This is a genomic window from Citrobacter amalonaticus (genome assembly GCF_018252635.1).
GTDB lineage: Bacteria > Pseudomonadota > Gammaproteobacteria > Enterobacterales > Enterobacteriaceae > Citrobacter_A > Citrobacter_A amalonaticus_E.
Map to the genome: position 1 here is coordinate 576847 of NZ_JAGTXM010000001.1, position 15160 is coordinate 592006.

A 15160-nucleotide genomic window follows, 5' to 3' on the forward strand; every position below is an offset into this window, starting at 1 on the left:
GTGAAATGCCGGATCGTGTTACGCTTGCCCCAGGATGGGTAAGCGTAGCGCCATCCGGCGTTAATTAACGTCGGCAATATTCTCGCAGTCGCTCGCGCGCATTATCATCCGTAGCCTGCATCACCATCCACGGACTGAAAACCCACGGCGTTGCGTCAATTCCGCGTAAAACCTCCTCCAGATCGCTCCACTGATAGTCCATCACTTCATCCCTATTGATCTGCAGTTCACTGGTCACGCGTGCGGCATAGACCGGGCAAACCTCGTTCTCTACGATCCCGCCGGGGTCGGTTGCCCGATAGCGGAATGCCGGGAAAACGGGCGTCAGGCTGGTAATCTCCACGCCCAGCTCATAACGACAGCGGCGGATAATAGCGTCTTCATGACTTTCACCCCGTTGAGGGTGGCCGCAAACCGAGTTCGTCCATACACCCGGCCACGCCTTTTTCGCAAGCGAACGGCGAGTCACCAAAAGCTGTCCCTCTGCATTGAACAGCCAGGAGGAGAAGGCGAGATGCAAGGGGGTGTTGGCGGTGTGGGCGCTGTATTTTTCCAGCGTGCCGGAAGGGGTGTCCTGTGCATCCAGCAAAATGACGTGTTCCTGTTGCATAATGTCTCACTGTCAATTTTAAGCACGTACCAGTATATGAGATCTCAGGACACAATGATTAGCTCAGGGAGCGTTTAACGCTGAAATTCGACATCCGCAGCGTGCGATACGGATGTCGGGAAGGAAGGTGATTTTAGAAAAACAGCAGCATAAACCGGAAGCGACTTTCGATACCCAGCGCAATGCCGTCAGAAACTGCGGGTATCGACATCAGCATGAGCAACAGCAAGGTAATCAGGCAGCGCCAAAAGAGATTCATACTATTCATCCTGCTGATTTTTTTTCAGCTTGCGCATCAGCAACCACATTCTCACTGTTCTGACCTTCAGGTTTTTATCGGAGACGGATTCCTGTACCAGCCCGGTATGATGGTGGTAGCCATTGAAAAACAGATTCAGTACAACAGCGCTGAAGGTGGCCAGCATGATGCCGCTGTGTAGCAACGGCTGGAGAACGGCCGGCAGGCGGGAGAAAAAATCATGCGATAACGTCGGCGTCATGCCGACCCCCAGGCTGATGGCCACAATGTAGAGGTTATAGCGGTTTGTCGTGTAATTGCAGCGCGAAAGAATGCGAATCCCGGTTGCCAGGACCATGCCAAACATCACCAGACCCGCGCCGCCGAGAACAAATTGCGGAATGGAGGCGACCAGAACCGCCATTTTCGGCACCATCCCAAACAAAATCAGGATGACGCCAGAGGCGATGCAGACCCATCGACTATGCACACGCGTGACGCTGACCAGGCCAACGTTTTGGGAAAATGAGGTATGGGGAAAGCTGTTGAATAGTCCGCCAATCATTGTCCCGACGCCATCCACGCGCAGGCCGCGAATGATATCCTGTGATGAGAGTTTGCGACCGACGATTTCGCCGAGCGCCAGAAACATGCCCATCGATTCAATAAACACAATGATTAACACGGCCGTCATGGTCAGAATCGACACCGGATCAAACACAGGTGTGCCGAAGGCCATTGGTGTGACAATCGCAAACCAGGATGCATCATGCAGACCTGATAAATTCACTTCATTCATCATCCATGACAACGCAAAACCAAAGATAATCCCCAGCAGGACCGCAACGTTGGACATGAAACCTTTGGCAAAACGGGTGATTAATAAAATAAAGATCAAGACCGCAAAGGAAATCCCTAAATAGACCGGATTCCCATACTCAGGATTACCTTTCCCTCCTGCAGCCCAGTCAACGCCTACCTGAATGATGCTCAGACCAATCGAGGTGATCACCACGCCCGTTACCAGCGGTGGAAATAATGGCATCAGGCGACCGACAAGCGGTGCTAAGAGTGTGGTGATCACGCCAGCGGCAATGGTTGAGCCAAAAATGCCCAACAGACCGATATCCGGATTGATGCCAATCGCAACCATCGGTGTCACCGCGGCAAACGTCACCGACATAATCACGGGCAGGCGAATCCCCATAAAGCGGCCGATGCCAATACATTGCAGTAGGGTAACGATCCCGCAGCAGAAGAGATCTGAACTGATTAGTAGCGCAATGGCGTCTTTGCTGAGGCCGAGCCTGTCACCAATCATCAGCGGTACAGCGACCGCGCCCGCGTACATGACCAGCACATGTTGCAGACCGAGAACGACCAGTTTGCCTGGTGATAGTATACGGTCGACCTCATCGGTAGCGCGGCCTTGCCCCGGCGGTGAGGGAAGTTGGGAATCTATGGCGCTCATGGGTTTTCTCCTGAAAGGCGAGGCCGATAGAACAGCTCCGCGCACGTTTGCGCGGAGCATCGTTTAAATAGCCCATCCGCCGGCGTAGAACGCCACCAGCGCGACGGTAATGATGACGGTACCGATATTCAGCTTCTGCCATTCCCGGGCAAAAACGCGACCGACAACTAACGTCACGAAACCGAGCATAATACCGGTGACGATATTGCAAGTCAGGACGATGAAGACCGCGCAGACCAGACCGGCCATCGCATCGATGAAGTCATCGAAATCCAGTTTTGATACGTTACTTAGCATCAACAATCCGACGTACATCAGCGCTGGTGCCGTTGCGTAACCTGGAATCAGGTAAGAGAGGGGGGACAGGAACAGGATTAGCAGAAACAAAAGGCCGACTACCGTAGCAGTAAGCCCTGTTTTTCCTCCGGCGGCGGTGCCCGCCGCGGATTCAATATAGACCGCGGCGGGCGCGGCTCCTACTAAACCGGAGAAAACAGAACTGACGGAGTCGCTGGTCAGCGCTTTGCCGCCGTTGATGATCTGGTTGTCTTTATCCAGAAGATTTGCCTGACCGGCGACGGCGCGGATGGTGCCGGTGGCATCAAATACCGCCGTCATTACCAGCGCCAGTACGCTGGGCAGCACCACCGGCTGTAAGGCACCCATGATATCAAGGCTAAAAATCAGAGACTTACCGTCGTCGCCACTTAGGCTGGGCATGGCCACCAGACCGTGATACTTGACGGCAGGATCAAATATCAACCCGATGATGGAGATGGCAATGATCACCAGCAGGATCCCGCCGGGGACACGGCATTTCTCCAGCCCGAAGATGACCGCCAGTCCCAGCAGGCTCATCAATACTGGAAAAGAGGTAAATGCGCCGAGTGCCACCGGAAGCCCTTCCAGCGGGTTTTTAATTACCATCCCGACGCCGTTCGCCGCGATCAGCAACAGGAACAGCCCAATGCCAATCCCTGTACCATGTGCGATGCCCATAGGTAAGTTTCGCAGGATCCAGGTCCGGACTCCGGTGACTGAGATAGCGGTAAAAATCACCCCCATCAGGAAAACCGCGCCGAGGGCAACAGGAATTGAGATCTGCTGCCCCAGCACCAGACTGAATGCGGTAAAGGCGGTCAGTGAAATGGCGCAGCCGATCGCCATCGGCAGGTTGGCCCATAGCCCCATTAATAATGAACCGAAACCGGCGACGAGACAGGTAGCGACAAAGACGGCCGCAGGCGGAAACCCCGCTTTCCCCAACATTCCGGGCACGACAATGACCGAATAGACCATCGCCAGAAAGGTGGTTAATCCGGCCAGTATTTCCTGGCGCACAGTACTGCCACGCGCCGTAATCTTGAAGTAATTATCCAGCGCGCTGCGTGGTTTCGACGCGCCGGGGGTTTGCAGAATATCTCCAGACATAATGATGTCCTCAGCAGGATGTTAGCGTTCTGTCAGGTCCGTTCGTACACCAGACGTCCGTCGACGTAAGTGCGGTAAATTGAGCGATCGTCGCCCAGCGTCATCATCACGAACAATTTGTCGACCAGGGAGGTTGAGTTGTCATAGCGCAGTTGCTGTAGCGGCGTCGCCGTCGGTTCCAGCACCACGAAGTCCGCCTCTTTGCCCGGCGTAAAATTGCCAATCAGATTGTCGAGACCCAGCGCCTTCGCGCCGCCGAGCGTCGCCAGGTAAAAGGCTTCGTATGCCGAGAGTCGGAAGCCCTGCAATTGCACCACTTTGTAGGCTTCGTTCAGCGTTTGCAGCATGTTGAAGGTGGTGCCGGCGCCGATATCGGTTCCCATACCGACGTTGATCTTCTTCCTCCAGGCTTTTTGCAGATTGAACAAACCGCTGCCGAGGTAGAGGTTAGAGGTCGGGCAAAAGGCGATGCTGGAGTGGGTGTCGCTCAGGCGATCCCACTCTTTCTCTTCCAGATGTACACAGTGGGCGAAGACGCAGTTTTTTCCGGTCAGTCCGTACTGGTGATACACATCCAGATAACCGTCATGATCCGGGTAGAGTTCCTTGACCCAGGCAATTTCATCTTTGTTTTCACAGAGGTGGGTGTGTACCCAGGTATCGGGATACTCTTCCCGCAGACGCTGCGCCATCGCCATCTGCTGCGCAGAGGAGGTCGGCGCAAAGCGCGGTGTGATGGCATACAGCAGACGGCCATTTTTATGCCAGCGCTCGATTAACGCCTTACTTTGCAAGTAACTGCTCTCTGCGTCGTCCAGAAGATAATCCGGCGCGTTACGGTCCATCATCACTTTGCCGGCGATCATGCGCATATTGATATGGCTGGCGGCTTCAAATAGCGCATCCACGGACTGCGGATGCACCGTGCCAAAAACCAGCGCGCTGGTGGTGCCGTTACGCAAGAGCTGCTTGATGAAAAAAGCCGACATCTCGCGGGCGTATTCCAGATCCTCGTAGCGTCTTTCAGTCGGGAAGGTGTGCTTATTCAGCCATTCCAGCAACTGCTCGCCATAGGCACCGACCATTTCGCTCTGGGGGTAGTGGATATGCGTATCAACGAATCCCGGTACGACCAGTTTTCCGCGATAGTCGCGGACACGGATAGCATCAGGGATCCGCTGTTTTCCCGCTTCCCACTCACCAAACCATTCGACTTTTCCCTGGCGAATCAACAGCAATCCGTCTTCCACAAATCGCAACGCTGAGGCGATCTCTTCCGGGTTTTCGACGGTGCGGGTGACATCAATAAAGCTGCCGCGCACCGCTTTCAACGTGTGTTCTCCAGACATCGTAAACTCCTTTACCGTTAATCCGTTTCCTCCGGGGAGGCGATACCCGGCAACACTTCTTCAGGTCGGTAGCCTCCAGGGAGAATGATATTCAGTAGAATGGCGGTCAGACCGCCTGCGCAGATGGGGTTTTCCACCAACACATAAATTGAGGCCGGCAGGATTTTGAAAATTTCCGGGTCATAGGAGACGCCCAGACCCAGCCCCAAAGAGGTGGCGACAATCAGCGTTTCACGGCGCTTAAGCCCGTTGGTGATGATGATGCGGATCCCGGCGATCGCGATCATCGAGAACATCAGCGTCATCGCGCCCCCCAGTACCGCTGAAGGAATCGTAGTGAAGAAGCCGCCGATCATGGGAAACAGCCCAAGCAGTACCAGCATGATGGCGATAGTTCGGCCGATATAGCGTGAGGCGACGCCGGTCATCTGAATAACGCCGTTATTTTGCGCAAAGGTCGTTAATGGCAATGAACCCACCGCAGAGGCAATGACGGAGACCAGGCCATCGGCCAGCACGCCACCCTTCAGGCGTGACTGATATTCATCCCCCTGAATGGGCCGTCTGGACACCATTGCGGTCGCGGTAATGTCGCCAACGGCTTCCAGCACGCTGAGCAGATAGATGGTCCCGACCACCAGAAAGTGATGAAAGTTGAACTGGAAACCGTACTTAAAAGGGGTGGGGATGGTGACCCACGGCAGATTGCGTATACCACTGAAGTCCACCATGCCAAGAAACAGAGAGACGATATAGCCTACGCCCAGGCCAATCGCAATGCCGCCCATTCTCAGTAACGGACTGCGGCAGCAGTTAAAACCGATCACCACGATCAGCACCAGCAATCCGACACCAATGTTCTCGTAATTCCCGTAGGTACCGCTGCTTTTCGCCGCAAAGCCGCCGCCAAAATCGATGATCCCCACTTTAATCAGGCTCAGGCCAATCATCAGCACCACAATGCCGCTGACGGTCGGAGTGATAACTCTGCGCAAGTAAGGCAAAATGAAAGACGATCCCACCACCAGAAATGCCCCGACAAATGAAACGCCGAGCAGCGATGACATGATCAACTCTTCATGAAATCCGTCGTTTTTCATCCCGCTGCCCAGTGCAATCATCACCGTGACAAATGAAAAATTGACCGACTGAATCGACAATAAGCCGGAACCGACCATGCCATAGCGATTGACCTGCAGCCAGGTGCCGATGCCGGAGGCAATCATCGCCATGGAAACCAGATAGGCGGTGGTTTCCGCAGAGAGTTGTAGCGCGGTGCCGACAATTAATGCGGGCGTGACCATGGGCACAAAGATGGCCAGTAAGTGGGTGATCGCGCCGATAATTGACTGATGAAAGGGAGGGCGATCCTCCAGTTCGTAAATCAGATCTGAGCCTGCACGTGATATATCAGACATCCCTTCACTCCTTAATAAGTAAATTTGATCATCTGAATCAGCAGAATTAAATTCTGCGAATTTGAGGCGCAGGTTGCCCTGAGAACGGCTTATCTCATTTCCGCAGACGGCATTTAATCATTATTGAGTCATAAGGGTGGGCCGCCAGAGCGGCCCACATCGTTACATTTTTTCCAGCGCGGTCAGTATTTTCTCCGGTGTGAAATGCCATTCGCGCAGCCACACGCCGCAGGCATCATGAATCGCTGTGGCAATCGCAGGCGCTGCACCGTTGACGCCAATTTCAGAAATCGATTTGGCGCCAAAAGGGCCGACCTTATCGTCGCTTGGCACCAGCACGGCGCGAAAATCCCGGGGGATGTCGCCAATTTTGGGCGCACCGTAACTGCGAAGATCGCGGGTCAGCGGATGGCCTTGGGCATCATAGAGGATCTCTTCGCTCAGGCTATGGCCGATGGCCCGCATCGACGCACCGTAGATTTGCCCCAGCGCGAGTTCCGGATTAACCGGTGTGCCGCAGTCCAGCAGCGCGTAGAACTTGTCGAGACGGATTTCGCCGGTTCGGGTATTCACCGCCACCTCGGCGAAGTTCGCCCCATACGGGAACGCGAAGTCTGCAGTGATGTAACTGGCCGTGGCGACCAGCGTGCCAAAACCGGTTCCCGTCTCCGCTTTGTGCGCGATCTCAGCGTAATCCACTTCTCCCTGTTTGCCGCGAACGACGCCAGGTGCCGCCAGTTGAACGTCAGCAACGGGTTCACCCAGCATCTGCGCACCGTGAAAGAGGATTTTTTCACGCAGGTTTTCTGCTGCCTTACGCGCCGCGTTCCCCGAGAAGCAGGTGCCGGATGAGGCGTAAGCGCCTTTGTCGAAGAGTGCATGATCCGTATCGCCGGAGATGACATGCACGTCTTCTGGCGCGCAGTGCAGCACTTCCGCCGCCAGCTTGGTGACAACGGTATCCAGTCCGGTGCCGATGTCCGCACCGCCGGAATGGACGATGAAGGTGCCATCGGATTCCAGTTTGATCATGCAGTTAGCCTGATCGATATCCGGGATCCCTGATTTCTGCATAATAATGGCGACTCCGCGACCGGTATGCCAGTCACCGTTCTGCGGTTTGGGTGAAGACCAGTCGATCATCTTCCGCCCCAGGCGCAGGATCTCTTCCAGCGCGCAGCTGGCGGCGGAAGGAACGGACGTTGGCGCTTTTCCTTCACCGATCGCACCCAGTATTTTCAATTCCTGTCCTTCGTGAACCCGGTTGCGTTCGATGATCTCCAGTTGGTCAATTTGCAGCTGTTCGGCAAGTTCGGCTAACGCCATCGTCATCGCAAAGGTGCCTTTCGGCGCGCCATAGCCCTGATATGCCCCGGTTGGGCAGATATTGCTGTAGTACGTGGTGACCTGGAAATCGACGTTGTCGCAAGGGTACAGCGGTAACGAGAGCGCCGGGCCGTTACTCGGTACGGTCAACGAATGGTTGCCGTAAGGGCCAGTATTGGCGCGGAAGTCCATTTTGACCGCCGTCAGGCGACCATCTTTCTTCGCGCCAAGTTTGACCGTGACTTTTGCAACGTGACGGGAGGTATTGGCAATAAACTCCTCTTCACGGGTATAGCGGAAATAGACCGGGCGTCCGGTCACGCAGGTCGCCCATGCGCAGACTTCTTCCAGAAGGATGTCCTGTTTAGAACCAAAACCGCCGCCGACACGCTCCTTAATGACGTGGACCTTATGCTGCTTCATGCCAACGAGACGGGCCACCTGGCGGCGGAGGTGCCACGGTACCTGCGTGGAGGCGTGAATGATCAGGCGATCGCCGTCCATGCGGGTAAAGCAGATGTGAGGCTCTGCCGGGCACTGCTGTGCCTGTGTGGAGTGGTAAGTGCGCTCAATGATCACATCTGCTTCGGCAAACCCTTTCTCCATATCACCGATATGACCATGAATGCTGGCGGCGATATTTTTCCGCGGGCGTGAGCCAATCGGGAAGTTGATTACCATGTGCTCGCCACGTTGGGCGGCATGGCGGTTGTCTTCTTCCAGCGTCTCCGGCGCGCCTGCAACGTACACCACCGGTTCATCGTGCACGACCGGCGCATCGTCCGCCATGGCTTCGTCAATCGACAATACCGGCTTAAGCACATCATATTTCACGTCGATGAGTTCCAGCGCGGCCAGCGCAATCTCTTCGCTTTCTGCCACCACGGCGGCAACGCGATCGCCGACGTGACGCAGCTTCTTACCGAACATGCGACGGTCAAGCGGGGAGGGTTCCGGCGCGCTTTGCCCGCCTGGCGTATAGTAGATATCGGGACAATTACGGTGGGTGATAACGTGAACCACGCCGGGTAACGCTTCGGCTTTGCTGACGTCGAGATGTGTAATCAACGCATGGGCATGCGGACTGCGCAGCATTTTAATCACGCAGGCGTCAGGGGGGATGCGATCTTCCACATAGCAGGGCTTGGCCTGGACCATTTTAGCAGCATCGGTTTTTGGCCAGGGTTTACCGATCACCGCGAGATCGTCGCGAAAGGTAGGGGCGACGCTAATATGGGCTTGCGGATCGTTTTTACGCGCCACCGCCAGTTCGATCACCTGATAATATTGCTGCCAGCCCGCATCGCGGCTGAACAGACCGGACAATGCATCGTCAATCTCTTCACGGTCAGGAATCGCGATGCGTTCCAGCAGATCGGTAAGGATCAATGCGGCAGCCGGATCGTTATAACCGGACTGTACGACGCCGACATCCACCATCGCCTGTTGTACCAGGCTCAGCGCATTCCATTTACCGAGTGATTCGCTGGTACGGATCTCAGCGTGATCCAACTGCGCGGCAATCAGTAATGAGGCATTGACGATGCGACCATTGTAGAGAATCGCATCCGAACCGGCGAAACCGAATCCGTCGTCACTGTTGCGCACGGAGTGCATGCCCAGGTTAAACAGCAGCTTCTGTACGTTTTCGCCCGGGTTAATTTTCATTTCACGGACCATGCCGTTCAATGTGAAGTGAATCATCATACAACGTCCTCCCCGGCCATCAGACAGTCGGCATACAGATCGGCTACGACCACGCCGGTGATATAGCGCTTATAGGCCGCGCTTCCCCGAATATCATCCTGTGGGAATATGGCGTTTGCGACCGCCTGTTCCAGTTCCAAACCTTCACGCATTTGTGTTTCCACATCATGCAGGCGCAGCGCTTTGTCCGCCACGCCGTCCAGCGCGATGCAAATGCCACCGTGTTCGGTTAATGCAACGGCCGCCGTCACGACGGTTAATCCGGCCTGTGAACGGCTCACTTTACGCGTGGCGCAAGGGCGGAAGGGATCTTTAATGATAATTTCGGTGAGCAGGCGATCGCCTGGGGAGGCAAGATAGCTTTCCAGCGACAGGGTTTCGCCATCACCAAACACCAACTGGGCGTCCAGCGCCAACAGGACGGGGAGTAATACGGACTCTTTCTGGTGCGCGGCAATCTCTCCGCCGAGGGTTGCCTGGTTGCGTAAATGGCGGGAGTAGATAAAGCCGATCGCCTCCCGCAGTGCCGCCGGGAGATAGCGGGCGTCGTGCAACGGTTGCAGGCGAGTCATCGCCCCAATACGCAATGCGCCATTGTCCCAGTCGATCCACTCCAGCTCCAGATCCTGCAGTGAAATAGCAATCCGCTTATCGGTACGCGTTGGCGTCGCGTTGAGTTTGCTGCCCCCGGCAAACCAGACGGCGTCCTCCTGATAGCGGCGCTTGAGTTCCAGCGCCTGGTCAACGGAGTCGGGCCTGAAAAATTGTTCAATCATCATCATTCCTCATCACTCCCTCTCCCGTTCAGGAGAGGGTATGGGCTATGCCAGCGCATCCATTCGCCGCCACATGCTGGCGGCGGCTTTTCGGGCCTGCGCATAAATGGAATCGGTATCGAAAGTGAACTGACGGTCTTCATACACCATCACACCATTCACCATCACGCTATGCACGCTGCCTGAACCGAGGCCGAAAGCGATATGCCCGGCAACGTTTTCAGCGATTAGCGGCGTCGGCGACGAATAGTCGAGGAGGGTTAAATCGGCTTTATAACCGGCTTGCAGCTGGCCAAAGTTTTCCCCGAAGTTGCGGTGCAACAGTTCGTTGCCGTTCGCCAGCGCTTTTGCAAAGCTGTCAGGCCACAGAGGACCGCCCGCGTCGCGATGTTTGAAGAAGGCAAATTTCATCTCTTCAAGCATGTCGGAGCCGATGCCGTCCGTCCCCAGCGCCAGATTGCGAATATGGGTAAGGTGGTGGTTATAGCCCACATGGTTATTCATGTTGGAGCGGGCATTGTGTACCAGGAATGCATCGTGCTGATTCAGCAGCGCGATATCTTCCGCAGACAGATACAGGCCGTGTGCGACCAGCGTTTTACGGTCGATAAGCCCGTATTCTGCGAGCCTGACCAGCAGGTCTTTATCGTACAGATGATGACTGTGGGAGACATCGTAGCTGTCTTCCGCCGCATGGATGTGCAGCCCACGCCCGGTAGCGTTGATGGCCTCGCGTAGCATCTCCAGACCGGCATCGGGCACGGTAAAGGGGGCATGCGCGCCAATGTGCGCTTCCACCAGATACGGCTCGCTACCGGTCTCCCTAGCGTGGTCTATCTGGCGGGCGAAGCGGATATTCTCTTCGACGCCGTCCTGCAACTCTTTGATTCCCTCGTTACGATCGGTGGTTTCAAAGCAGGTCATTGCGCGCAGGCCCACCTTTAAAAAGGCTGAACGTAGTGTAGAGAGCGACCCTTGTATGTAGCCTGGTGAAGCATGGTGATCGATAACCGTAGAACACCCGCTCTTAATCGCCTCCAGTGAGCAAATCAGCCCGCTGTAGTAGAGCGACTCTTCGTCCAGAGCCCGGTCCAGGCGCCACCACAGGTTTTTCAGCGTTGAGATAAAGTCCGGACTGGGGGCAATATTCGCCTGGATCCCGCGCGATAAACCGGAGTAAAAGTGGTTATGTGCGCAGACCAGTCCCGGCATCACGATGCGTCCATGCATCTCTTTCCATTGCGCTTGCGGGTAACGCTGCGTCAGGGCGTCACCCACCTCAACAATAACGTCTTTATCGATCGCAATATCCACTCCTTCACGCACGCTGGCCGGATGAAGTTGTACGGCGGTGACATTTTTCAGAATCATCATGATTACACCTCCACGCGGCCTAGCAGGTAATGGTGATGCTGGTGGACATAGCTAATGATGCGGCACATGTCATCCAGTTCCGGCGGGACGCTGGCGAACTGCCCATCACTGCGGATGTTCAATGTCCAGCGTTGGTCATTCAACCGGATCCTGACCTGACCATCTTCCACCAGGAAACCTGGGTTGCTGCTGTTGTCGAAATCCTCGGGCAGGCTAAAGAGCGTGACTTTGTCTTTATACGGTTTGCCCTGCCACGGGCAGAATTGGGCGCAGTTGCCGCATTCGTTGCAGTAAGCGTCCAGGTGCAGCGTCTGGAAGCGGTTCTGGAATCCCGGTACGGGAATTGACACGTTGGCGCGGTTCGGACAGACATCCACGCATTTGCTGCAAACATAGTTGCATTCAAGGCAGCGAGCCGCCTCCAGGGCGACAAAGGCGTCACGGTCATCCTTATCGACCCTCGCGACCGCGATCTCGCCTTTACGCTGATAGATTTCAGCGGGGCTGACGTTACTCCAGCGCTTGTCGCTATGATGGGAACGGATATTCTCCCGCCAGAGGATCGTATCCGTGGCCCGACGCGCAGAACCGATGGCGGCTACAATGGATGACGGACCACGCTGGACATCGCCAATCATGAACACGTCGGTGAGACGGGTTTCGCCGTTGTTATTCACCTCTGGCCAGCCTTTGCTATCCAGCGGTACACCCATTGCGTTCAGCGCTTCGGTATCCTGTTGTTCACCAATAGCGGTAATCAGACTATCGATATGCAACGTCAGCGTTTCGTCGGTTTCAACCGGGCGGCGACGTCCTTTCTCATCGGGTTCCCCGAGCGTCATGACGCGCAGGGTGAGTGTGCCATCCGCATCAAAACGTTCTGGATTGTTGAGGAAACGGAACTTAACCCCCTCGTGCAGAGCTTCTTCATACTCTTCACGCCAGGCGGGCATCTCCTGCAGCGAACGACGGTAGACCACCGTGACGTTTTCCACGCCCGGCACGCGCAGCGCAGCGCGGGCACAGTCCATCGCCGTATTGCCCGCGCCGACGATCGCCACATGTTTGCCGAGCGTCAATGCAGTTCCCTGGTTGTATTCACGCAGGAAAGGAAGCGATTTCCAGATGTTGGGGTTGTCGCCATCGAGCTTCACGCCGCTGTTTTTATCCGTACCGGTTGCGATCAGGACATAGTGGAAACCCTGATCTTTCAGGCCCTGAACGGTCAGATCAGGCGCACAGCCATACTCGAACTTCACGCCGTGTTCGGCGACAAAGTCGATATCATGCTGGATGAGTTCTGCCGGAATACGGAACTGGGGAATGATATTTTTCACCACGCCGCCGGCGTTGGCTTCACGCTCGAAGAGTGTCACCGGATGTCCTGCCCGGGCAAGGAAGTAACCGGCAGCAAGACCGGCCGGGCCCGCGCCGATGACCGCAACAGGATGACGTGAACCCGAGCCAGCGGGTTTGTGCCAGCGCTGTTTGTATTCATCCCAACCTTTTTCCAGCGCCACTTTTTTCAGCTCGCGGATGTTCAGTGCGCTGTCATAGTCCAGACGGGTACAGTTGTACTGGCATTGATGATCGCAGATATGGCCGGTGATCGCGGGGAGGGGGTTTCGCTGATAAATCAGCTCCAGCGCGTCGGCATAACGCTGCTCGCCCAGCAGGCGAATATACTCCGGAATATCCTGTTTGATGGCGCAGGCGGTAATACAGGGGGCCACGTAGCAGTCGGTCAACGGTAAGCCGTCGGCCACGTCAATGCGCTCTTCAGGCTTCCAGTGTTTTTGGGTGTAGGCCATCGTAACGGCTTCTTCTGCCAGCCGATTCAGGCGTTCGACATCGACATGTTCCATTCCCCACGCATCCGAGGATTCCAGCTCACGCATACAGGCGCTAAGACGCAGATAACCGCCTGGTTTTAACAGGTCGGTCGCCATTGTGATCGGGCGAATACCGGTGTCAAAGATGTCGCGGATGGTTAACTGGCTGGCGCCGCCCGAATAGGAGATGGGTAATTTGCCGTCAAACGCCCGGGAAAGTACGGCCGCCACGTTGATTGAAAGCGGGAACAGCGCCCGACCAGACATATACATCTCTTCGCCGGGAAGCGCACCTTTGTTATTGACGGTGCCAAGGGTGTTGGTGAGTTTGACGCCAAAACCCAGCGACTTTTCTTTTGCCAGCGCCATCAAGCGCTGCAACATTTCCAGCGCCTGGTCGAGCTTAAGATCGTGATCAAACGACTCTTCTTTTAAGCCGATATAAGCGAAGCCGCAGTTGTCCAGAATTTCACGCACCCGAGGATAGCCGAGCAGCGTCGGATTCAGCTTCACAAAGGTATTCAGTCCTTTCTCTTCCAGCATGTAGCGACAGATGGCTTCGATTTCGTGCGGCGGGCAGCCGTGCATGGTGGACAGCGTGACGCCCTGCACCAGTTTTGCGGGAATGCGCGACGGTAGCGCCTGTAGACGTTCCCTGTGTTCGTTCAACCCGTGGCGCGACAGGAACGCCTCATCGTGTAGCCACTGCTGCAATGTGTCGCGATATTGTGCGAACTTAGGATGCGCCGACGCGTCCATCATATTGTCGATGGACTGCTGCATAGGCGGCTGCTTGATGCCGTCAAGGTTATAGCCGACGCTCATATTAAAAATGAACGACTTACCGGTACCGGCTTTTGAAGGTTGCAGCAGTTGCTCCAGTAAATGCAGGGCGAACCAGGCTTTAAGATACTCATCCCACGCTTTCAGCAGAGTAAATTCAGTCGACCATTCGGTATTGAAGCATTCATCCTCCGCATCAATACAGGGTTTTTCCAGCTCCAGTCGGTCGAGAATTTGTACCGTTTTGAGTTCAATGAACCGACCGCCAGTCAGCCAGGAAGTGATGATATTTTGTGCGAGCTGGGTGTGCGGGCCGGCGGCGGGGCCGACGGGGGTGGCACAGGTTTCACCGAATACGCTTATCGATTTGCCTTTTTCCGGTGAATAAAACTGCTGCTCAGGAATCCCAAAGATAGAGCGCTGCTGCTGATATTCATCAAATAGGCGCGTCAAAAGTTCCTCAAATGGAATCGGACGCATTATATCCCCCATACCCCTCTCCTTAGCTTTACTCGGGCGTCCTTCAGGTCGTTGCAGGGCAACGGGAAGGCGCACGTGTTCATAGATGTCATTGGTTGACCGGGACTGATAAAGCCGGCGGTTTGGAGAAATAGAGCAACATTCGCACCACTCTGACAAAGCAGCGCCATAAAAATATAATTTTGTGAAGTGCTTCTAAACTTAACTCCGCTTTGTGAAATATCTCACAAGCGCTAAATGAGAATGAAAATCAGCCTGGTGAGGTAGTGCGATAAGGTATTTCATCATCGCATTCTATTTTCTCAAAAATGGCAGTCGCTTATCATTATGATAAGTGAGGAGTGAGCTCGGGAATATTTGAACGC

Annotated in this window: 10 protein-coding genes; all 10 read right to left on the minus strand. The window is 55.2% G+C overall.

From position 1 onward, the window contains the following. Positions 1-64 precede the first annotated feature (64 nt). The 10 genes from idi to ygfK all read right to left on the minus strand — a co-directional run bounded on the left by idi (position 65) and on the right by ygfK (position 14807). Entirely contained in the window at positions 65-610 is a 546-nt protein-coding gene (gene idi, locus KE671_RS02695) for an isopentenyl-diphosphate Delta-isomerase (protein WP_206161593.1), read from the minus strand. Positions 611-743: 133 nt separating this feature from the next. Beyond that, complete coding sequence (locus KE671_RS22760; RefSeq protein WP_225622841.1) at positions 744-869, minus strand: hypothetical protein; 126 nt, start codon at positions 867-869, stop codon at positions 744-746. A 1-nt stretch (position 870) separates the two neighbouring features. Further along, positions 871-2319 carry a nucleobase:cation symporter-2 family protein gene (locus KE671_RS02700; protein WP_206161594.1) on the minus strand — a complete coding sequence of 483 codons (1449 nt, stop codon included), beginning with the start codon at positions 2317-2319 and terminating at the stop codon, positions 871-873. A 63-nt stretch (positions 2320-2382) separates the two neighbouring features. Continuing rightward, entirely contained in the window at positions 2383-3750 is a 1368-nt protein-coding gene (ghxQ, locus tag KE671_RS02705; RefSeq protein ID WP_206161595.1) for an NCS2 family permease, read from the minus strand. 32 nt (positions 3751-3782) lie between these two features. Then, a complete protein-coding gene (guaD, locus tag KE671_RS02710) occupies positions 3783-5099 on the minus strand; it encodes a guanine deaminase (protein ID WP_206161596.1) in 1317 nt (438 codons plus the stop codon). Between the two features lie 17 nt (positions 5100-5116). Then, positions 5117-6517, minus strand: coding sequence for a nucleobase:cation symporter-2 family protein (locus KE671_RS02715; protein WP_206161597.1), 1401 nt, complete (start codon positions 6515-6517; stop codon positions 5117-5119). Positions 6518-6679: 162 nt separating this feature from the next. After that, the gene (locus KE671_RS02720) at positions 6680-9550 is read right to left on the minus strand and encodes a molybdopterin-dependent oxidoreductase Mo/Fe-S-binding subunit (protein ID WP_206161598.1); all 2871 of its coding nucleotides are present in this window, start codon (positions 9548-9550) and stop codon (positions 6680-6682) included. Continuing rightward, positions 9547-10326 (minus strand): molybdopterin-dependent oxidoreductase FAD-binding subunit, encoded by a 780-nt coding sequence (gene ygfM, locus KE671_RS02725; RefSeq protein ID WP_206161905.1) that lies wholly within the window; start codon positions 10324-10326, stop codon positions 9547-9549. The genes KE671_RS02720 and ygfM overlap by 4 nt, the downstream gene beginning before the upstream one ends. Before the next feature lie 45 nt (positions 10327-10371). After that, a complete protein-coding gene (gene ssnA, locus KE671_RS02730; protein WP_206161599.1) occupies positions 10372-11700 on the minus strand; it encodes a putative aminohydrolase SsnA in 1329 nt (442 codons plus the stop codon). Between the two features lie 2 nt (positions 11701-11702). Next, positions 11703-14807: a putative selenate reductase subunit YgfK gene (gene ygfK, locus KE671_RS02735; protein WP_206161600.1), complete on the minus strand. Its 3105-nt coding sequence runs from the start codon at positions 14805-14807 to the stop codon at positions 11703-11705. Positions 14808-15160: the final 353 nt, after the last annotated feature.

Coding starts and splice junctions, on each gene's coding strand:
- KE671_RS02700 (WP_206161594.1), bottom strand. CDS start 2,319: ATGAGCGCCATAGATTCCCAACTTCCCTCACCGCCGGGGCAAGGCCGC.
- KE671_RS02720 (WP_206161598.1), bottom strand. CDS start 9,550: ATGATGATTCACTTCACATTGAACGGCATGGTCCGTGAAATGAAAATT.
- idi (WP_206161593.1), bottom strand. CDS start 610: ATGCAACAGGAACACGTCATTTTGCTGGATGCACAGGACACCCCTTCC.
- guaD (WP_206161596.1), bottom strand. CDS start 5,099: ATGTCTGGAGAACACACGTTGAAAGCGGTGCGCGGCAGCTTTATTGAT.
- ygfK (WP_206161600.1), bottom strand. CDS start 14,807: ATGGGGGATATAATGCGTCCGATTCCATTTGAGGAACTTTTGACGCGC.
- ssnA (WP_206161599.1), bottom strand. CDS start 11,700: ATGATGATTCTGAAAAATGTCACCGCCGTACAACTTCATCCGGCCAGC.
- KE671_RS22760 (WP_225622841.1), bottom strand. CDS start 869: ATGAATCTCTTTTGGCGCTGCCTGATTACCTTGCTGTTGCTCATGCTG.
- ghxQ (WP_206161595.1), bottom strand. CDS start 3,750: ATGTCTGGAGATATTCTGCAAACCCCCGGCGCGTCGAAACCACGCAGC.
- KE671_RS02715 (WP_206161597.1), bottom strand. CDS start 6,517: ATGTCTGATATATCACGTGCAGGCTCAGATCTGATTTACGAACTGGAG.
- ygfM (WP_206161905.1), bottom strand. CDS start 10,326: ATGATTGAACAATTTTTCAGGCCCGACTCCGTTGACCAGGCGCTGGAA.